The organism is Ralstonia nicotianae (assembly GCF_018243235.1).
In the GTDB taxonomy this organism is placed as follows: Bacteria; Pseudomonadota; Gammaproteobacteria; order Burkholderiales; family Burkholderiaceae; genus Ralstonia; species Ralstonia nicotianae.
Map to the genome: position 1 here is coordinate 414,948 of NZ_CP046675.1, position 19,799 is coordinate 434,746.

The following is a 19,799-nucleotide window of genomic DNA, read 5'->3' on the forward strand; positions in this document are numbered from 1 at the left end:
GCGTACCATGCCGGCACGGCTGACGGACAGACCCGAAGCCGCCAATCTCTTGAGGGAGCCTCATGAGCACCACGACCAAGCGTTTCGACGCGCTGGTTTTCGTCGGCCGTTTCCAGCCACTGCATCGTGCACACGTTGAGGTGCTGCGCCGGGCCCTGAGCCTTGCCGATACCGTCTGCGTGCTGATCGGCTCGACCGACAAGCCGCGCACCATCAAAGACCCGTTTTCCTTCGACGAGCGCCGGCAGATGATCCTGTCCGTGCTGAGCGAGGCCGAGCGTGAGCGCGTGCGGATCGGCGCCGTCCAGGACTCCACCTACAACGACGTCGACTGGCTACGCTGGGTGCAGGATGCCGTCGCCGCCGAACTGGGCGGCACCGCCGACCGCAGGATCGGCCTGATCGGGCACGAGAAAGACGCCTCGTCGTACTACCTGCGCATGTTCCCGCAGTGGCCGCTGGTGGAGGTCGATGCCTCGGAAGATGTGTCGTCCACCGAGATCCGCGAGCAGTATTTCGCCGAGCGCAGCAACAGCTTCGTGTCCTGGGCCGTGCCGGCGCCGGTGTTCGCGTGGCTGGAAGCCTTCCGCAACCAGCCGGCGTTCGCCCAGTTGAAGACCGAGGCCGAGTTCATCGCCACGTACAGGAAGGCATGGGCGGCGGCGCCGTACCCGGTCACCTTTGTCACGGTGGATGCCGTGGTGGTGCATTCCGGCCACCTGCTGCTGGTGCGCCGCCGCAGCGAGCCGGGGCGTGGCCTGTGGGCGCTGCCCGGCGGCTTCGTCGGCCAGGACGAGCGGCTGGAGACAGCGTGCATCCGCGAGCTGCGCGAGGAGACCGGCCTCAAGCTGCCGGAGCCCGTGCTGCGCGGCTCGGTCAAGGACCGCCAGGTGTTCGACCACCCGCAGCGTTCCCTGCGCGGCCGCACCATCACGCATGCGTTCCTGTTCCACTTCCCGGTCGGCGAGCTGCCGCGCGTCAAGGGCGGGGATGATGCCGACAAGGCACGCTGGGTGCCGCTCAACGACTTCGCACGCATGCGCGACGTCATGTTCGAGGACCACTTCGACATCGCCTACCACTTTCTCGGGAAGCTCTGACCTTCCCAACCTCCGCGGGGACAGACCCCGCGGCCAGCCAACGGCATAGAGGAGCTCTAGCCATGCAAAACGATCTGCCCGGCCTGTCGGCCATCCTGTCCAATCCGATCCTCAATACGGATTCGTACAAGGCTTCCCACTACCTGCAGTATCCGGCCGGCACGTCGGCCATGTTTTCCTACGTCGAGTCGCGCGGCGGCCGCTATGACCGCACCGTGTTCTTCGGGCTACAGATGCTGGCGAAGGAATACCTGTGCCGCCCCATCACGCCGGCCATGATCGACGCGGCGCGCGGGTTCTTCGCCGCGCACGGCGAGCCGTTCAACGAAGCCGGCTGGCGCTACATCGTCGCACGCTACGACGGCTACCTGCCGGTGCGCATCCGCGCGGTGCCGGAGGGCAGCGTGGTGCCCAACCACAACGTGCTGATGACGGTCGAGTGCGACGACCCCGAGGTGTTCTGGCTCGCGTCGTATCTCGAGACGATGTTGCTGCGCGCGTGGTATCCGATCACGGTGGCGACGCAGAGCTGGCACCTGCGTCAGCTGGTGCGCCGCTACCTGGAGCAGACCAGCGACGACCCCGGCCAGCTGCCGTTCAAGGTGCACGACTTCGGCGCGCGCGGCGTGTCGAGCGCGGAGTCGTCGGCCATCGGCGGGGCGGCGCACCTGGTCAGCTTCATGGGGTCGGACACCGTGCTGGGCGTGGCGGCGGCCAATCTGTACTACAACGCGCAGATGGCCGCCTTCTCGGTGCCGGCCGCCGAGCACAGCACCATCACCGCGTGGGGCAGGGCGGGCGAGGCCGACGCCTACCGCAACATGCTGCGCCAGTTCGGCAAGCCGGGCGCGATCGTCTCGGTGGTGTCCGATTCGTACGACCTGTTCGCCGCGCTGCGCCTATGGGGCGGCGAGCTGCGGCAGGCGGTGATCGATTCCGGCGCCACGCTGGTGGTGCGCCCCGATTCGGGCGATCCGCGCAGCATCGTGCTGCAGACGGTGCGCGCGCTCGATGCGTCGTTCGGGGCCACCGTCAACGGCAAGGGCTACCGCGTGCTCAACCATGTGCGCGTGATCCAGGGCGACGGCATCAACGCCGCGTCGATCGAGGCGATCCTGGCCGCGCTGGAGGCCGCGGGTTATGCGGCGGACAACATCGTCTTCGGTATGGGGGGTGCCCTGCTGCAGCAGCTCAACCGCGATACCCAGCGCTTCGCCATGAAGTGCTCGGCGGTGCGGGTGGACGGCGCCTGGCGCGAGGTCTGCAAGGACCCGGTCACCGATGCCGGCAAGCGCTCGAAGAAGGGCCGCCTGACCTTGCTGCGCAACCGCGTGTCCGGCGAGTACGCGACGGCCACGCTGCCGCTCGCCTGGGACGACCGCCGGATCGAAGGGGAATGGGAGGACGCCCTGGTGACGGTGTTCGAAAACGGCCGCCTGTTGCAGGACGTGTCGCTGGACGCCGTGCGGGCACGCGCCCAGGCACACGAGCTGGCGCCGGCGCTCGTCGACTGAAACGGGCTGCGTCCGCCACGCGAGCGCCGGCGGGCAGCGAGGCAGCCTCGCCGCCGACCCGAAGCCGGGTCGGCCAGGCCGCTTCGCGGAGACTTCGCTGATGGCCTCCGCGCTTCCGGTCCGGCGCGGACCGCCGCGCGAGCGCCGGTCCATAGTCTTCGGCTTTGACAAGCAGGCCAGCCCGATGACAGCGAACGGACCCCCACAGAACCCACCGCATCAGCGGAATCAACCGCCGGCAAGTGTTGACGGCGCCGCGGCTTCGCAGCGGTTCGACACCGAGCGGTTCATCGTGATCCCGCTGTCGGGGCACGAGGCGCGGAATCTCGTCGGCATCCTGCTCCAGGACGAGGCACTGGCGTCGCGCATCGACTGGATGGAAGACAAGTCGCGGGACGGCGCATTGCGCGAGGCGTTCGGCATCGAGCTGCGATGCAATGCGGGGCAGGCCCGGGTCTGGAGCATCATCGAGCGGGCAAGGCGGCTGCAGATCGGCGCCATCCTGGCAAGCCATTCGCTCGAGGGCCTCGACGTCGAAGTGCTGGTCGCATCGCCGTTCTGGGATCAGGACGTCTCGGACGAAGCCGGGGCGCCGGTCATCGACTGGCTGCAGCGGCGGATCAGCGAAGCGAATCCGGCATTGGCGTAGGCGGTGCCGGGTGATGGCCCGTCGGGCAGCGCCCGGCCACGGTCACGCCGCAGCGGTTGCCCTCCGCGGCAAGTCCGATTGCCCGGCGATGCGCCGTTTCGTCACCGCCGTGCGCGGGCGCGGAATCGGCGCGAATCAGCGCGGCGCCACAAACGCAATCCCGCCATGCCCGGCCATTTCGAAGTAGGGGCTGCCGGGCGATAGCAGATCCAGGATGCGGAACGCGCCGCCCGGATTGAACACGATGGCGTGGGAGATCAGGCCGATCTCCACCGAGCCGTCGGCGTGGCGGATGGCGGCCTCGTCCGACAGCGCCGGGAGGGTCCAGCCGGCGAGATCCGCGCGGGCCATGGCGTTGCGAATGTCGGCCCAGGCCTGTTCTGGCGACGACGGTGCCGGGCTGATTTCACCGAGGGCCTTGCGCAGGCGATGCAGCCGCTGCCGCGTCTCAGGCTTGCGGCGCCGCTTCAGCACGTCCATCGCGGGCGGCTGGCGCGGGGTGCGCGGCGTGTTCAGCTCGGCCAGTTGCTGGCCGGCGGTCCGTGCCGTCGGCGCGGGCGGCGCGGCGGCCGGTTCGCCGTGGCGGTCCGTCGGTGTGTTGCCGGCCAGGGAGGGTAGGCTGTTCCCGCCGATCCGTTTGGGAATCATGGTGTGCGTTTGGAGGTGAGGGGCGACTGCTCGTCCGGGCCCGGGTTCTGCGCCGGGCGATCGGATCAGATTATTGGCTAGGCAGCCTTCCGTCGACATTTCTCCGCGATCTCTGTTCAAGGCAAGCGCAAGAAAACTAGAGCAGAACGGATTCGTCTGATTCCCGGGGCAAACGGTCTGCGCCGCGCGGGGCGGCAAGATCGGCTGTGCGGCCGTGTGGCGTTCGCGCGCGGGAAAAAAAAGACCCGCCAGGGCGGCGGGCTGCATGATCCAACAGTTGCACAGGGATGTGGCGCGGTAACGCCACAGAGACATCATAGGACCGTACAGCCGCGACACTTTCAACAATACTCAGATGCACGCTGTTGCATAGAGCGGCGGGGCCGGGGAGGGGCCCCCGGTCCTGCCTGACCTTGGCTTGGCAGCTGGGCTGGCTCCCGTACCAAAGCTGGCGCGAACTGTAGCAAGTGACCGGCGGCCGGTCCACGGCTGGCGGGCCTTTCTGAGCATTGATGAAGTTTGGCTGCGCGGCGGGACGACCCGTGCCTTTATTGGATCAGCTCCTTCGCCGCCTTGCTGCCGGCTTCCCGCAGCTTGGCCTCAGTCTGGGTCCAGTTGAGGTTGTTCTGTATTTGCGAGCTCATGAGCATCATCTCGCCCTGATGCCGCATCATTTCCTTCATGCCTGACATTTGGTCCTGCCCGCCGCCATTGCGCCGGGCCAACCGCTCGGCGAAGGCCACTTTGGCCGGGCGCTTCACGCTCACACCTTTTGCGTGCCTCGAGCCGGCCGCCGATTTGGGTTGATCGGGTTCCGGAGGGTCGGCGGCCGGGCCCTTCACGTTCGACGGTTCGCTCTTCCCGCCGCTATCACGCTGGGCCAATCGCTCGGCGAAGGCCAGTTTGACGGGGCGTTTCAGGCTGACGCCTTTTGCGTGGCCCGGGGCAGCCGTCGATGCGGGAGGATTGGGCGTCGGAAGATCGGCAGATGGGCCCGTCACGTTCGACGTTTCGGCCTTCCCGTCAGTGCCACGCCGGGCCAACCGCTCGACGAAGGCCAGCTTGACAGGGCGTTTCAGGCTCAGGCCGCTCACCGATGCGGAATGACCGCGCTTCGGAAGATCGGCGAACTGGCTCTGGCGCGCACGGCCGGCACGCTCGGTCGACGGCGTCGGTGTTGCGGTGCCGTGCGATGTGCCTCCCCCGCTTGACGGGACCGTGATCGGTCGGATGACGGGGCTGGTGATCTTCGGCGGGGGCATGATCGCGGCGGATGCGTGGACGATGGCTTCATCCTAGGTAATGCCGCGCGTGCGCCAGAGCGCCGCCCCGAAGGGCTGTCGCTCTGGGCGAAGTGTCAGCGATGAGGATGGCGCATCACCAGGCCGACGGCGCCTGCGCCAGCCGGAACACCGCCACGGAGGTCTTCAGCTGCGCGGCCTGCTCTTCCAGCGACTGCGCCGCGGCGGCGGCCTGCTCGACCAGCGCCGCGTTCTGCTGCGTGACCTCGTCCATCTGCTGGACGGCCTGGCCGACATGCTCGATGTTGCTGCGCTGCTCTTCCGATGCATCGGCGATGGTCACGACGATCTGCGCCACGCGGCCGATTTCGGTCTCGATGCGGTCGATGGTGGTGCCGACGGCCCGCGTGGCCTCCTTGCCTTCATGCATGCCGCTGACCGAGCGCTCGATCAGCTGCTTGATCTCCTTGGCCGCCGCCGAGGCGCGCTGCGCCAGGCTGCGGACCTCGCCGGCCACCACCGCGAAGCCGCGCCCCTGTTCGCCGGCGCGGGCCGCTTCCACGGCGGCATTGAGGGCGAGGATGTTGGTCTGGAAGGCAATGCCCTCGATCACGCCCGTGATGTCGGCGATCTTGCCGGAGTCTTCGTGCATGCGGTGCATGGTGTCGTTGAGGCGGCCGATGGCGGCCTGCCCGTCGGTGGCCACGCTGGCCGCTGCCGTGGCCAGCGTGCTGGCTTCCCGGGCGTTGTCCGCGTTGCGGCGGACGGTTTCGGTGAGCTCGGTCATGCTGGCGGCGGTCTCCTCCAGCGAGGCGGCCTGCTGCTCGGTCCGCGACGACAGGTCGGTGCTGCCGGCGGCCACCTGCCCGGAGGCGGTCGCGATGGTGTCCGTGCTCTCATGCACTTCCTGCACGATCGTGGCGAGGTTCGCGCGCATCGATTCGAGCGCGCGCACCAGCTGGCCGGTCTCGTCGGCGGCGCGCGAATCGATGCGGGTCGACAGGTCGCCCTGGGCCACGTTGTCCGCCAGGTGCAAGGCCTGGTCCAGCGGCCGGACGATCGAGCGGGTGATCCACACCCCCGCGAAGACCGCCAGCACGGCCGCCGCCGCCGCCATGACGAGCAGCAGGATGGCCGCGCGCTCGGACGCGGTGAGCGCGCGGCCCGTGGTGTCCACCATGAGTTGCGTCTGATACGCGACCAGGGCGTCGAGCGCATCGAAGTAGGTCGACTGCACGGCGGGCATCTCGGTCAGCAGGAGGTCTCGCGCCGCTTCCTTGTCGCCGGCGTTGATGGCGGCGATGACGCGGGCGCGCAGGGCGCCGTAGCGCTCCTGCGTGTCCTGCAGCCGCTTGAACAGGTCCTGGCCGGATTGGGTACGGATCCGCTTCTGCAGATCGTCACGCAGCTTCACGCTGACGTCACGCAGCTCCATCAGCTTCTGCAGCGGCACCTTGGCGGCCGCGGCATCCGGCGCGATCCAGGCGTCGCGCAGCAGCGAGGCCATGCTGGCGGCGTTGATCTTCATGGTGTTGATCAGGGCCGTCTTCGGATAGAGGCTGCTGGCGATCTGTTCGATGTCGCCGCTGGTGGCGTTGAGCCGTGCGACGGCCAGCGCCGCCGTCAGCAACCCCAGCAAGACCACAAAGCCGAATGCCACGCCAAGCCTGAGCCCGATCTTCAAGCGGGTCATGAGGTCACTCCCGAAAAATGTGATGCATTGTGGGTACGGGTGGGCGTGGCACTTCTTGAGCGGGTTTGAAGATAGTTGAAGATTCGCCGCCCCTATCGGGCGAAGCGTTCGCGCAGGCTGGCGCTGCGGTTGAGGCTGACCAGCATGCTGTCGAGCCAGCGGTCGTCTTCGGGGGTATCCGCGCCGGTGAGCTTGGCGGCGGACGGGGCGGATGCCGAAGGCGGCGCGCGCCGCGTCGTGATCGCATGCATCGGGCGGGCCGCGGCGCTGTTCGTCACCAGCACCGTGTTGCCGTCGGCAGGCGCGGGCAGCGCCGACGGCCGCGCCGAGCGGGCCAGCGGCTGCTTGCGGTTGAGGATGCCCTCGACGGCGCGGGCGTAGACGCCGTTGTGCTCGGGCGACTCCGAATGGTAGGCGCCGATGGCCCACCAGTTGTTGCCGTGCTGCCTGATCTTGCGCGACAGGTGCCACGCGGCGACATAAGCGCTGACGCACGGATCGAACAGCATCTGGCGGCCGATGCCGTAGCGGGAGAGTTCCGGCAGGTGGATCGAGTTGATCTGGAACATGCCGAGGTCTTCGCTGCCGTTGCGATTGAGGTTGCGCGCCTGCGGATTCAGGCGCGACTCCTGGTAGCCGATGGCGCGCAGGACCTGCGGATTGACGTCGTGGTAGGCGGCGGCATCGTCGATGCAATCGGCCTTGCCGTTGGGCGGCAGGCAGGCCAGCAGGGCAACGGCGAGCATCGCCCAGCGCCGCGCGGCGGCCCGGGCCGGATTACGCGCTGGCATGCTCGTGCGCTCCGACACACGGGCGAGCATCCACTTGGCGCTGCCGGATGCGCTGGTGCTGGCAGACGCGCTGGCTGGCGCGGCGCACAGCCGGCCGCGTGGCGTGGACGGAAGGACGGTGCTCGCGGGCCGCGGCTACGCGCGGGGATTGGGGCTGCGATTGGGGCTGCATGACGGACTCCGGGGAATGACCATGCCCGGATCGTAGGTGCGGGGCGGCCCGGCGGACCGGCCGGCAGCGAAGTTGCCGACCTCAAAGCGAAACGGCGCCGCGCGCATCCTGGCGCACGCGCTTCGGTTCGGGCACGACTGCTTCGCCAGGACGGACGGGCCGATTGGTGGCAACCAATAGGATGAGCGAACAGGCGGAAAGGGGGGAAAGGCCACCGAAGGGCCACAGCAATCCGCCGTGCTTCGTAACTTTATTCGGACAACAATCATGCAATCGCTCACCGGTATTGCCACCTCGCCTTCTGATCCGACCGCGCAAGAGCCGGCCCAGGCAGAACCGGCGGCTGCGCCGTCTTCGCTGGTCGCCCGCCTGTCACGCGCATTGAGGCGCGCGCTGCGGCGCGTGCGACCGGTGCCGGCAGGGCACGCGAACCCGGCACCCGTGGCGGCGCGGGCACACACGACGATCATGCCGCGGCACGAGCGCCGGCCGGCGGCCGAGCCGTCGCGCGCCCAGCACCAGATGCGTGCCGATGCCGCGCGCGCCGCGCAGCGCCTGCAGCAGCCGGCGGGCGGGCTCCACGCGCATCATGCGCGGGGCACCGTACCGTTCGCCGACGGCAACCGCTGGATGGCGGTCTGCGATGCCGTGGCCGGCTGGCAGCAGGAAATGGTGCGCCGGGTCAGCCGCTACAGCGGTCCGCTGCTGCCCGATGCCAATCGTCCGACAGAACAGGGACTCGCGCTGGCGGCCACGCGCATGCTGCTCGCCATGCAGCAGAAGAGCCGGCACCTGGTGCTGGACAGCATTCCCGTGATGCGCCTGCCGAGCGCGCTGTGCAATGCCGAGCAGGTCGAAGTGCTGACCGTGCACGACTGCGATGTCTTCGAGTGGCCGGCCTCGGGCGGATTGCCGCCCAACCTGTGCTCGCTGCATTTCTCGCGCAACCGGCGCCTGACCGCGATTCCGGGCAGGATGGGCCAGCTCCAGCAACTGCGCGAGCTCGTCATCCTCGATTCGCCGCTGCGCGCGTTGCCCACCGCGGTGTCGCAGTTGCCGCAGCTGGAGCGCCTCGTGCTGCAGGGCTCGGACCTGCGCATCGTGCCGGTGGAACTGGGCGCCCTGCAGCGGCTGCAGACCCTCACGCTGGCCAGCAGCCGGCTGCTGACGCAGCTGCCGACCAGCCTGGGCCAGCTGCAGCGGCTGCGCCAACTGAACCTGCGCGGCAATCCGGTGCTGCCCGCGCTGCCGGAGACCGTGGGCCAGCTGTCGGTGCTGGAGTCGCTGGACCTGCGCGAGAACACCGGCATGACCACGCTGCCGCGCTCGCTCGGTTCGCTGCGCCGGCTGCGCCACCTGGACTGTTCGGGCATGACGGCGCTGACCGCGCTGCCCGCCGACCTCGGCGCCTGCACATCGCTGCGCACGCTGCGCCTGCGCGATTGCGTCGCGCTGCGCACGCTGCCGGCCACGCTGGGCGGCCTGAAGCGGCTCACCCATCTCGATCTGCGCGGCTGCGTCGGCCTGACCGATCTGCCCGAGGCCCTGCGCAGCCTGCCCGCGACCTGCCGCATTGATGTGCCGCCGCATCTGGCGGAGCGCCTGGTCCAACGCCGGCGCACTGTCGCGCAGGCACCGTCCGTGCCGCTGCCGAACCCGGGCGAGGGCGCGGACTGGGGACGCCTGCTCCAGAACTGGCGCACGCGACTGGGTCTCTACGACACCGAATACGGCAGCGATGCCTTCCGCATCTGGGTGGAGCGCTCGGCCAATGCCGCCATGCCGGACGAGGTCCGTTCACGCCGCGATGCCCGCCGGCTCGGCTTCCTGGTCGATGGGCTGTGCAATTCCGCCACGCTGCGCTGCCTGGTCTTCCAGCGCGCCCACGAGCGTTACGCCCTGGGGCACCTGGACGACGAGGGGCTGGCGATCCCGGAGCTGATGGCCTTGCTGACGGAGGAGTGCGTGCGCAACGGCCCGTCGTTCGCCGATCGGGCGGCCACGCTGATGCGTCACGAAGCCTGGTCCTCGCTGCTGGAGGGCGCCACGGGCAACGACTTCATCGGCGAGGCCGTGGAGGTGCTGGCGGACACCCTGCCGCAGATCTACGCCGATCGCCACGGCATGCCCATCGACGGCGATACCGTGCTCCCCGTCCAGCGGCAGGCCGCGGCGGCGCAGGTATGGTTGCCGGCCACGCCGACGATCCACTGAGCGCGCCGCCAAGGGCCGGCGCCGGGTAGCCGGGGCCGGCCCGGTTCCGCCGTCCGGCAGCGGGCGCGGCCAGGGCGGTGGTGCGCGAGGCGCCGTGCCGGTCAGCGCGCCGGAAAACCGCCCCGGCCTCGCATGGCGTATCCGCCGCGCCTACTGCGCTGCCGTCAAGGACGCAAAGTGCGCCCGTGCCGCCGCGATGGCGGGGCGGTTCCGGACGGCCCAGTCACCGAGCGCGCGCAGCGGTTCGATCAGCGACAGGCCCAGTTCGGTGAGTTCGTATTCGACCTTCGGCGGAATCGTCGCGTAGGCCGTGCGCTTGACCAGCCCGTCCTGCTCGAGGCCGCGCAGGGTCAGCGTCAGCATCCGGTGGGAAATGCCGCTGATGGCGCGCAGGATCGCGTTGAAGCGCATCGGCCCGTCCGCCAGCGTGCCGATGACCATGACCGTCCACTTGTCGCCGATGCGGCTCAGGATCTCCAGCACCAGGCGGCACGACTCGGGCGGCGGTGTGCCGTGTTCCGGTCTCCGGGGCAATTCGACTGCCTGCGCTGTTGTGGCTTCCACGGCCGATCTCCCATGTCTGCACGATCAGATTTGATCGTGGCGTCCCAAATCGTGCGTTCTTGCGAGCGTATCCGATCCCGGTCATAGTTGTCGCGAACATTTTGTTCGTAACGATCAAAAGGATATCGGAATGGAAATCGGTGTCAGCGGTGCGAGCGGGCAGCTCGGCAAGGCAGTCCTGGCGGAACTGGCGGCGCGCGGAGCCGGCCATCGCGTGGTCGGAATCTCGCGCACGCCGGAGCGCGTTCCGGCGCCCGCGCAAGGGCGGCTCGGCGACTACGACCGCGCCGAGACGCTCCTGCAGGCCTACCGCGGCCTCGATCGCCTGCTGCTGATCCCGAGCGCCGATCTGGGCCCGGGCGTGCGCGGCCGGCAGTTCACGGCGGCGATCGACGCGGCGGTCCGGGCGGGCGTGAAGCACATTGTGATGGTGTCGACGGCGGGCACGCGCGAGCTGGCCGAGCCGGCGCTCGGCGCGGCCTACTGGGTGGGCGAGCAGCACCTGGTGAAGACGGCGCCGCGATGGACGATCCTGCGCATGAATTACTACGCCGAGTCGTTTGCCCAGCAAGCGCCGATGTTCCTCGGCTCGGGGATCCTGCCGGGGCTGGGCGAAAACCGCGTCGCCTTCGTTTCTCGGGACGACGTGGCGGCCGCGGCGGCGGGGATCCTGCTCGGCGAAGGGCATGCCGGCGCCATCTACAACGCGACCGGGCCGGTGGCGCTGAGCGGTGCGCAGCGGGCGGCCCTGGTGGCCGAACTGTCGGGCAAGCCGCTGCGCTTCGCCGTGTCCGATGAGGCGCCGCTGCGCCAGGGGCTGGCGCAGGCGGGCCTTCCCGGCGGCTTCGTCGACGCCGTGATCGACATCGAGAAGAGCTTCGTCGCCGGCGCGTTCGATGTCGTCACGGGCGATGTGGCGCGCCTGGCCGGACGCGAGCCGCGCGCGCTGCGGACGCTGCTGGCCGACAGCCTGCGCCCGGCCGTGGCGGATGCCTAGACGGGCGCGGCCACACCGCTGCATGGCCGGTCCGCACGGTCGCGGGACGGCCTGCCGGGGCGGGTCAGGCTTCCGGGGCGCCGCCGCCGCTGGGCGGCAGGGCAGCCCCCAGCCGCTGCTCGCGGCGCGCCAGTTCCCGTTGGGCCGCCTCCGCGATCTGCCGATTCTGCCGGCGTCCCGTTGCCTGGCCTGGTTGCGGATTCGGCTCGACCAGGGCGCGCAGTTCGGTCACGCTGGCCTCCTTGAGGTTGATTCTGTCCGGCTGCAGGCGGGCACGCACGCGGTTCAACACGCCGGTCGACTCCGGCTTGCCGTTCAGGGCGGCGTCGATGCGCTTGTTTTCGCGCGCCAGGGCACGCGGGTCGCGCAGCATCGACCGGAAGCCGATGTTCTGCGGGTTGCTGTGGAAGAAGGCAGCGGAGTTGATCGCGCGCATGTTGCCGACGATCTTGGTGAAGGCTTCCAGCAGTGGTCGGCCTTCCGCGCCGCACAGGTAATCCGCGCGGGCCTCGATCGTCTTCAGTCCCTGCAGGTGCTCACGCTTGCCTTGCAGGTCGTTCACGGTGTCGGCGGACACACGCTCGTCGAGCGGCGATCGGGCGATCTTGAACGGATCCCCGCCGTTGGTGGTGGAGCCGGGCGCGTGGCTGGCAACCTGGGCGGAGACGTTGGCCGCGCGGGCGAACGGTTCGGTGGCGTAATAGCGCAGGAATTCGTTCAGGATGCGGGGCGGGCGGTTTTCCGCGGCCGCCGCGGCCAGTTCCGCCATGGCATCGAAGTGCTCCTTGACCACGTCCGCCATCATGGTCGGGCTGGCGAGATAGCGATTGCGCAGCGCGGGGTCGGCGTCCAGGGCCTGCCGCAGTTCCCCGGCGATGGCGTTGGCGTTGCTGGGGTCCGCCGCGATCCTGGCGAAGAACGGATCCACGACCTTGGAGAAGGCCGGGTGCTGCATGATCAGGTAGCTCTTGTCCGTTCCGACGATTTCGCCCGCGAGGCTCTGGCCGCTGTCATTGTGCGAGATCGACGGCGTGAAGGCGCCGACGGGCGTCGGGATCGACAGTGACACGTTCGGCCCGCTGCTCTTGTTGCGCAGCACGCGCACGTATTGCAGCTGCATCGCGGCGTGCTCTACGTCGGGCGCCTGCCGCAGCTTGACGACGATGCTGGTGCCGTCGGTGATGTCGAACAGCAGGCCCTGGGCCTGGCGGATGATTTCGTGCGGGTCGAACTTCTCGTCTTCGAGCCGCATGTTGGGCATGAACTTCTCGATGGCGGTCTTGACCGCCAGGTTGATCAGCGCGCCGGTGATGGGCGCGCCGCCCTGGGCGGTGAAGGTGAGCTGCCAGAACTTGCCGGTGCGGCTGGGGTTGAGCTGGTGGTCCGCGTACAGCAGGCGCGCTTCGGCGGACAGCGAGACCTGGCCGGCGCTGTCGGAGACCGAGATGGTGCCGGTCAGGTCGCCCAGCGGCACCTGGGTCGACTTGGTGCGCAGCCGGCTCATGATGGTGTTGAACAGGCCGGCCTGCGCGCCACCGGAGGCCTGGGCCCGCAGGGCGGTATCCCAGCGCTGCCACAGCCCCGCCTCTTTCAGCGGGCTCTTGGTCCGGACGTCGTAGTTCTTGAGCGGCAGGTAGGTCTTGTCCATCATTTCGCGCACGGTCTTGTACGTCGAATCGGCCTCCCTGATGGCGGCTTGGTTGTCATCCACGGGATGAGCGCCTTCATTGCCCGCGTTCGGGGCAGGCTGAGGATGCGGGTCCTGCGCGTGGCGCTGCGCCATCTGCTGCTTGATCACGGACATATGCGTGCCGGCGCAGCCGAGCGCCAGGCTGAGCGCCGCGTGGCTTTTCGCGATGAAGGCTTCCGGGTGCGCCAGCGCGTCCTTGCGCGGGTAGCGCCCTTGCCAGATGCCGCGGTTGATCAGGTTGAAGGCGGCTTCACGCGAGTCGCTCAGCGTTTTACCCGCCCCGGCGGGCATGAACTTGTCTGTCTTCGAGAGCACGGCCGAGGCGCTCGCGACAAATTCCAGGTAGGTTTGCTTGAGCTGCTCCAGCTGTTCATTGACATGCAGGAGCTGTTCGCGGCTGGCGTGCGCGATGGCATTGCGGAACTGGGCCGGGACGCAGGTGTTGTCGCCATAGAGATGCTGCTCCGTTTTCGCGAAAGGAAACGCCGGTGTGCCCATGTCGATCTGCCCCAGCGCACGGCGCATCTTGTCATACAGATACAGCTGGGCCGGAGGCGTTCCGTTGCCGCAGGCGTCGTCGAGCAGCTGGTGCTGCTTGAAGACCGACCGGTAGTCCTTCTGGTGGCCCGGGTCGAGCTGCGCGTGGGGCGCGTCGCCGAATTCCATGAAGTACTGGGCCACGTTGCCGCGCAGGTTGAGCCCGAAGATGCCGCCGGCCTCCAGGTTGGTGCCGCCGTGCGTCTGGTTGCCGATGCTGGCGTCCACGCTGGCCGTTGCCTGGCGGTAGTACAGCGCGCCGTCGGCATAGCCGACCGAGTCGGGCACGTCATGCCGGGGCGGCAGCGGCAACGGTTGCTCGCCGCCCGAGTGGAGGCGCTGGGTCAGTACCTCGACCGTCGAGGGGTAGGCCTTGCTCACCAGGTTGCCGAAACGGTTGGCGCTGCCCATTTTTTCGAGTTTTTCGTCGATCGCCGCGGCCAGCAGCGTCATCTTGAACGTGTTGAAACCCTTGGCGATCTTGGCGTCGTTCAGGTACAGCGGCTTGCCCGCCGACTCCGTGTAGTTGCGGCCGACCGCCGTGGAGAGGGTGTTGACCAGCGTCTCCAGTGCCTGCCTGACCTTGCGCGCGTTGGGGCCGGCCGATCGCATCCACGAGCGGTTGGCGTCACGGTTGGCGACCAGCTTGACCATTTCGCCCAGGTCGTTGTGCTCGAACCAGGTGTCGCCGGCCAGCAGGTCCAGCCGGCCGGTCAGCCTGGCGGCCCACTTGCCGAGTTCGCCGCCCAGGGAGGCGCGGAGGTACGCCTGGCCGGAGGGCCAGTGGTCGATATCGCCGTCGTCGTCGGCGAAATAGATCCGGCCCTTGCCGCCGCCGGCGCCGACGGAGATGTCGGGGCCCGTGTAGCCGACCTTCGGCAGCAGGGAGTAGGTCAGGCCGCCCGTCGTGCTCGTCACGATGTTGGAGCCGCCCTTGCCCTGGCCGATGCCGGGCGCCTTGCGCTCCAGGTTGGCGGCTTCCTTGTTCGCGTAGTGGCTCATGACGTCGTGCGCGCTGGCGCTCAGGTGCGTGCGCTTGAACTCATTGAGCAGGGCGGCGATCCCTTGGTACACGTCGGCCAGATCGCCGCCGCCGACGTTGCGGGAGAGCTGGCTCGCGGCCTGTGCCGCCTTGGCGAAGGCATCGCGGACGGCGAGGCCGGCTTCGTGCGGCGGTTTGCGCGAGCCGTCGGCCGCAATCGTCGCGATGGCGTCGAGCTGGTCTTTCAGCGCCTGGCTCAGTTTCCTGGTCTGGGAGCCCTTTTGGGGCACCGCCGGCAGCGCGCGGGTCAGATCGTTCACCAGCTTGCGCAGGTTCGCCTTGTTCAGAGCGCCGGTGTCGGGATCGATCACGGGCCCGGCGGGCGCCGCGTGCGGGGCTTCGGTGTGCGGCTCGGGATGGACCGTGCTGCTTCGCATGCTGCTTGAGCGGCTGGGCGGGCGGTTGGTGTCCTGTGCCGGCTTGTTGTCCAGTGCCAACATTTGCGTGGGGGCCGGGGCCGATGTCTGTGCGTGGTCGGCATGCGCTGCGGTGGTCTCGGTGCCGTCGGGGTGGGGGGCGGCGGCGGGCGGCGGATTCCACTCCCCGTGATCCGCGCGCTTTTTCGCTTCCTGGTAGGCCGCCCGGGTCATGCGGTGGTTGATGCCGGGCGCCTGGCCCAGCAGTACCTGCTGCAGCCTGGCATCGTCCGCGAACCGGGTCGAGGCTTTTTCGTATTTCGCGGTGTGGTGGTCGAGCAGGTTGCGCAATGGGCCCGGCAGGTGCGAGGTTTTCGGGGCCTCCGGGAGGGGGGCCGAGGTCGGCGCGCGGGCGGCCTGCGTTGCCGCGGGCGGCGGATTCCACTGCCCGCTATCCATGCGCCTCTTCGCTTCCTGGTGGACCGCCCGGGTCATGCGGCCATTCATGCCGGGCCGCTGGCCCAGCAGCGCCTGCTGCAACTCGGTATCGTCCGACAGCTTGGCCATGGTTTTTTCGTATTTCGCCGTACGGCTGTCGAGCAGGCCGCGCAATGGGCCCGGCAGGTTCGAGGTCTTCCGGGCCCTGGGCAAGGCGGGCGGCTGTGCCGCCGGCTCCGGCGTGGCTTCTGTGTGCGGTGCCGTGGTACGCGACGTGGAGGTGGTGGTACTGGAGAAAAACCTGGGAAAAGAGCGGGGGCGCATTGGGAGTCTCCGGGTTGGGCTGCCGTACGCTCTATTCATTCGATGGCGTCGGCTTATCTCGGAAGCCTAGACTTCGCTAGCGCGTGCACGTCAGCTGCGACGAAGCGCCGCATCCAAAAGCGAAGGCGGAGTGCCCGTTCGCGGGAACTAACCGAATTTGAGACTATTCAATTCCCGTTGTCCGCTCGCCTCGGTGGTGCTCTGCATCTGCACGGTAAGCGACACGCCCCTGGATTCGCGCTTCGAGACGTTCTCGACGATCGCCAGCTTTTCCGGCAGCCATGAGGCTTCGGCGAACAGCACGGCATCGGCCTTGGCTTCGCACGCTTGCGCGTCGGCTTCGGCGGGCGGGCGGGCGGTGGCCTGCCGGTGCTCGGCTTCGCGCTGCAGCGCCCGGATCATCCGGCCCGGCTCGGGCTGACCGCTCGCGAGCCGCGCCCGGATCGCGTCGATGTCCATGCGCCGGGCCTCGGCCTGCTGGCTGCGTCCGGTGACCTTGTCGGACAGGTTCCGCAGCGGCCTGGGCATGTGCGATGTCTTGCGGGCCGGGGGCGTTGCCATGGCGCCGGCCTCCGGCATGGCCGGTGCGTCGGCTTGGCCGGAGGGCGTGCCGGTGGCGGTTGCGCGATGCAGGTTCGCCAGATCGAGGTGGCCCTCGACCTCGCGCGCCGCGGCGGGACGCAGGCGTTCGCGCAGGAGGTAGCGGATGTGCGGTCCGGTGTGCTGTTCGACCGTCGCGCAGTAGTCCTCGAACTCCTTGCGCGCCTTTTCCACCGTGCCGCCGGGCTTGCGCGACAGCATGTCGATCCACGTGTCCTGCGCACTGCGGATCAGCGCGAGGTATTCCTTGGCGCTCTTGTATTCCTTGTCGAAATAGCAGACGCGGTCGGCCAGCCGGCCGTCGAGGTGGACCGTCTTGAGCTTGGCGGTATGGCTGTGCTCGGCGAACTGCTTGGTGTAGGTCAAGGGCGTGCCGCCGTTGAAGCCCTGGGTAATGCTGCGGCGCCCGCCCGAGGGCACGGAGGCGGTCGGGCCGGCGGCGGCCGCGTCTTGCGCGGGCGAGGTATAGAAACGCTTGCCGACGGCGTAGTTCACGCCGGCCCGGACGGTCATGTGGCCGCCGTGGCCCTGGCTGTACTGTTCCGCCCGCATGATGCCGGTGGTTTCGCGCATGGCCGTGGTGTCGCGCGAGGTGATCTCGCCGGTCAGGCGCACGCCCACGCCGACGCGCACCGGCGCGGCCGGCGCCGTGACGCGCACGTTGACGCCACCGCCCACGCGCAGCTTGTGGCGCAGGCGGTGCTTGCGCTGGTCCACCCAGCCTACGGAGATGGCGTCGGCGCCGGCGCCGCTGCAGTGCTGCGCCAGCGCGTTCCAGACCGCGTCGGCACCCGGCGGCCGCTCCTGGTGTTCGGTCGCCTGCTGGAACAGCCAGTTCGACAGCGCGATCATGGCCTCGCGGGTGGCGGCGTCGTCGTACTTGACGGCGTCCCAGTCGGCATGGGGGCCGGCGGCCTGCGTGACCTGGCGCACCGCCCGGTACATGACGCCGACCCGCTCGCCCTTTTCCACGTCGATCGGCACGACCGAGGCCCCCACCATGGCGCGGATGCGGTTCTGCAGGACCTTGAAGTCGTAGCCGACGGACGCGCCGAACCCGGCGGCGGCAAGCACGGTCTTGTCGGTGCCGACGAACAGGTCGCGCCCGTGCGAGCCCCGCGCGATCTCGACCACTGCCTGGCGCTTGTGGCTTGCATGGAAATCCGCCTGGATCGCCACGGGAACCGCCAGCGCCTGGCGCGCATTCTGCAGGCCGGTGGAGATCGTGCCGGTGTTGACCCCCAACGAGGTGCCGCTGGCCAGCCGCAGCTTGCCGCCACCCTCGATGGTGGTGATCAGCGATTCGATCACGCCGCGGGCGGCGTCGATGGCCGCTTCCTGCAGCTTGAGGTCGTCCTGCTGCTCGATGCGCTCGGCGGTGTCCAGCGCTTTGCGCAGCGGCCCCGATGCGGCCCCCGCATCGACCTGTTCGCTCCATTTGCGCAGCACCGCGCCGCTCGGATACGCGTCGATGAACTGCGGGGGCGGCGCGACGGGCAGGTTGCTTGCGCCGAGATTCAGGTTGGCCTGCCTGCTGAGTTCGACCAGCGTTTTGAGCTTGTCGAGCATGCCGGGGTCCGGCGTATCGCCGGCTTCCGCGGAGTGCGCCAGGCTGATGGTGAGTTCTTCCCGCACGCGCAGCACAGTGTGCCGGAGCTGCTCCCCGATCGTCCGGAGGGTGTCATGCGTCAGCACGTAGGCGCTCAGCGGCGCGTCGGCCGGCAGCGATGCCCAGTGCTGCAGGATGGCGCCCTGCCACATCTGTTCGGCCTGCTTCCAGGGCAGGTCGGCGTGGGCCGGCGACAGGGCCAGCGCCTCGCGGTAGCGCGCGCCCAGCATCCCGAGCGCCGTGCGCAGCGATGCCGCGTAGGCGGTGTATTCCTTGTCCAGGCTGACGCGGTGCGCGGCCTGCATGCCGAGCCGGGCCGCGGACAGGGGCGACTTTTTTTTTCCGACCACCTGCCACAGCGTGCTGCGCCAGCCATGGTTCTCGACCCGGCGGATGGTGCGGTTGACGAACTTGGCCGTGCGCGCCTTGACCTTGGCGAGGTCGGAGCCCGGGCCTTCTGCGCGGAAACCTTGGCGCCAGGCGAAGAGGGCGCCGGTCTGCTCGGGCGAGAGCGCCTCGCCACGCAGTTGCGCCGCCGCCGCGTGCAGCGTCTTGATCGCCAGGCTGTCGTCCGGCGCGCCGCTGCCGGGCGGGCAGCGCTGGAGCAGCGCCCGCGGCGATGCCGCACCGCGCTGCAGGGCATCCGCGGCCTGCAGGAAGGCGTGCGCCGCGTGCCGGTGCGCCGGGGTCTGCGGCAGGCGCATCAGGTCGCACAGGGCCTCGAAGCCCGCGTGGTAGCGCGACAGCAGCTGCGCCGTGCGCCATGCCGCGCCGGCATCCTCCGGCTCGCCCGGTTCCTCCAGCACGCTCATCGCATCGAAGAAGGCCTCGGACGAGGCGGACGAGCGGGCCGACGGGGACTGCGGTGGCGGGCCGTCCGGCTCGTTGGGGGCCTCCTGCTCGCTGATGGCGTCGTGGAAGGTTGCGGACGAGACCGACGAGCGCGCCGGAGCATCCGGCGTGCCGAACGCCGCGGTGTCGAGCCGCGCTTCGTTTTCCAGGCTGGCGAGCACGCGCAGCGCCGCCGCCGCGTCGTGGCCGCAGGTGTGGGCCAGGGCTTCGGCCACCAGCGTGGGCCGGGCGTACCGGAGGTGCTCGCCGCCGGCGTCCGCCGGCGGCGCCAGTGCTTCCAGCCGGGCAGACAGGCGCGCCACCGCGCCGGTGTCGCGGGTGGAGGCAAACTGCTGGGCGAGCAATTGACGATACTGCCGAGCCGACTCCGGAACCGTCACGGGTTGGCGCGCGCCCGGTTCAGCGCTCGCCGCCGCGTGCGAGTTGTCGGTGCCGCGCATCCGTTGCAGCCCCTGCTGGGTCCGCTGCACCAGGGCCGCGGTGGCGGCCTGCGAACGGGCCGCGCGCGCCTGCTCGCGGGCCGTGGCGGGCTGGAGCGCGGAGGCCTCGGACAAGGCGGGCGGGGTGTAGGCCTTCAGCGCGTTGACCGGCTTGCCTGCGTATTTGCGCCCACCGAACATGGTGGAGAACTCCGTCTCGCTCGACTTGGGCAGCACGCGCGCCTTGAGCCCGCTCAGGGGACCGCGCTGGCGTGGGGCTCGGCCAACAAGCGCCGCTGTTCCCCCACCGCCCATGGGCTCGGGACTGGGCGGGGTGCTCTGCGGGGCG

12 protein-coding genes are annotated in these 19,799 nt (G+C 69.5%); 5 read left to right on the forward strand and 7 right to left on the reverse strand.

Annotated features, from left to right (window positions below):
- Positions 1-62: 62 nt before the first annotated feature.
- From GO999_RS18205 to GO999_RS18215, 3 genes are all read left to right on the forward strand, one after another.
- On the forward strand, positions 63-1,100 hold the full coding sequence (locus GO999_RS18205) for a bifunctional nicotinamide-nucleotide adenylyltransferase/Nudix hydroxylase (protein ID WP_087452796.1): 1,038 nt from the start codon (positions 63-65) through the stop codon (positions 1,098-1,100).
- Between the two features lie 62 nt (positions 1,101-1,162).
- Positions 1,163-2,614: a nicotinate phosphoribosyltransferase gene (locus GO999_RS18210; RefSeq protein ID WP_197343261.1), complete on the forward strand. Its 1,452-nt coding sequence runs from the start codon at positions 1,163-1,165 to the stop codon at positions 2,612-2,614.
- 100 nt (positions 2,615-2,714) lie between these two features.
- Positions 2,715-3,263 (forward strand): hypothetical protein, encoded by a 549-nt coding sequence (locus tag GO999_RS18215; RefSeq protein ID WP_019719505.1) that lies wholly within the window; start codon positions 2,715-2,717, stop codon positions 3,261-3,263.
- A gap of 135 nt (positions 3,264-3,398) precedes the next feature.
- On the opposite strand, the gene GO999_RS18220 is transcribed toward GO999_RS18215, so the two are convergent.
- The 4 genes from GO999_RS18220 to GO999_RS18235 all read right to left on the reverse strand — a co-directional run bounded on the left by GO999_RS18220 (position 3,399) and on the right by GO999_RS18235 (position 7,636).
- Positions 3,399-4,178, reverse strand: coding sequence for a hypothetical protein (locus GO999_RS18220; RefSeq protein ID WP_249215110.1), 780 nt, complete (start codon positions 4,176-4,178; stop codon positions 3,399-3,401).
- A 281-nt stretch (positions 4,179-4,459) separates the two neighbouring features.
- Entirely contained in the window at positions 4,460-5,173 is a 714-nt protein-coding gene (locus GO999_RS24825) for a hypothetical protein (RefSeq protein ID WP_247579630.1), read from the reverse strand.
- 115 nt (positions 5,174-5,288) lie between these two features.
- Complete coding sequence (locus GO999_RS18230; protein WP_211907081.1) at positions 5,289-6,845, reverse strand: methyl-accepting chemotaxis protein; 1,557 nt, start codon at positions 6,843-6,845, stop codon at positions 5,289-5,291.
- A gap of 92 nt (positions 6,846-6,937) precedes the next feature.
- On the reverse strand, positions 6,938-7,636 hold the full coding sequence (locus tag GO999_RS18235) for a lytic transglycosylase domain-containing protein (RefSeq protein WP_011004139.1): 699 nt from the start codon (positions 7,634-7,636) through the stop codon (positions 6,938-6,940).
- 439 nt (positions 7,637-8,075) lie between these two features.
- On the opposite strand from GO999_RS18235, the gene GO999_RS18240 reads away from it, so the two are divergent.
- On the forward strand, positions 8,076-10,022 hold the full coding sequence (locus tag GO999_RS18240; protein WP_028854321.1) for a leucine-rich repeat domain-containing protein: 1,947 nt from the start codon (positions 8,076-8,078) through the stop codon (positions 10,020-10,022).
- 150 nt (positions 10,023-10,172) lie between these two features.
- Here the strand turns inward: GO999_RS18240 and GO999_RS18245 are convergent, their stop codons facing one another.
- Complete coding sequence (locus tag GO999_RS18245) at positions 10,173-10,586, reverse strand: winged helix-turn-helix transcriptional regulator (protein ID WP_020830107.1); 414 nt, start codon at positions 10,584-10,586, stop codon at positions 10,173-10,175.
- Between the two features lie 130 nt (positions 10,587-10,716).
- Between GO999_RS18245 and GO999_RS18250 the strand changes: the two genes are divergently transcribed.
- Positions 10,717-11,583 carry an SDR family oxidoreductase gene (locus tag GO999_RS18250; RefSeq protein WP_020830106.1) on the forward strand — a complete coding sequence of 289 codons (867 nt, stop codon included), beginning with the start codon at positions 10,717-10,719 and terminating at the stop codon, positions 11,581-11,583.
- 64 nt (positions 11,584-11,647) lie between these two features.
- On the opposite strand, the gene GO999_RS18255 is transcribed toward GO999_RS18250, so the two are convergent.
- Both GO999_RS18255 and GO999_RS18260 read right to left on the reverse strand, forming a co-directional pair.
- Positions 11,648-15,775 (reverse strand): type III effector protein, encoded by a 4,128-nt coding sequence (locus tag GO999_RS18255; protein ID WP_408004894.1) that lies wholly within the window; start codon positions 15,773-15,775, stop codon positions 11,648-11,650.
- 342 nt (positions 15,776-16,117) lie between these two features.
- The gene (locus tag GO999_RS18260) at positions 16,118-19,687 is read right to left on the reverse strand and encodes a hypothetical protein (RefSeq protein WP_211907082.1); all 3,570 of its coding nucleotides are present in this window, start codon (positions 19,685-19,687) and stop codon (positions 16,118-16,120) included.
- Positions 19,688-19,799: the final 112 nt, after the last annotated feature.

Bases quoted from the DNA above. Each gene is read 5' to 3' on its own strand.
- GO999_RS18255 (WP_408004894.1), bottom strand. From the start codon at position 15,775: ATGGCCAAGCTGTCGGACGATACCGAGTTGCAGCAGGCGCTGCTGGGC.
- GO999_RS18210 (WP_197343261.1), top strand. From the start codon at position 1,163: ATGCAAAACGATCTGCCCGGCCTGTCGGCCATCCTGTCCAATCCGATC.
- GO999_RS18250 (WP_020830106.1), top strand. From the start codon at position 10,717: ATGGAAATCGGTGTCAGCGGTGCGAGCGGGCAGCTCGGCAAGGCAGTC.
- GO999_RS18205 (WP_087452796.1), top strand. From the start codon at position 63: ATGAGCACCACGACCAAGCGTTTCGACGCGCTGGTTTTCGTCGGCCGT.
- GO999_RS18230 (WP_211907081.1), bottom strand. From the start codon at position 6,845: ATGACCCGCTTGAAGATCGGGCTCAGGCTTGGCGTGGCATTCGGCTTT.
- GO999_RS18235 (WP_011004139.1), bottom strand. From the start codon at position 7,636: ATGCCAGCGCGTAATCCGGCCCGGGCCGCCGCGCGGCGCTGGGCGATG.
- GO999_RS24825 (WP_247579630.1), bottom strand. From the start codon at position 5,173: ATGCCCCCGCCGAAGATCACCAGCCCCGTCATCCGACCGATCACGGTC.
- GO999_RS18220 (WP_249215110.1), bottom strand. From the start codon at position 4,178: ATGCAGCCCGCCGCCCTGGCGGGTCTTTTTTTTCCCGCGCGCGAACGC.
- GO999_RS18240 (WP_028854321.1), top strand. From the start codon at position 8,076: ATGCAATCGCTCACCGGTATTGCCACCTCGCCTTCTGATCCGACCGCG.
- GO999_RS18215 (WP_019719505.1), top strand. From the start codon at position 2,715: ATGGCCTCCGCGCTTCCGGTCCGGCGCGGACCGCCGCGCGAGCGCCGG.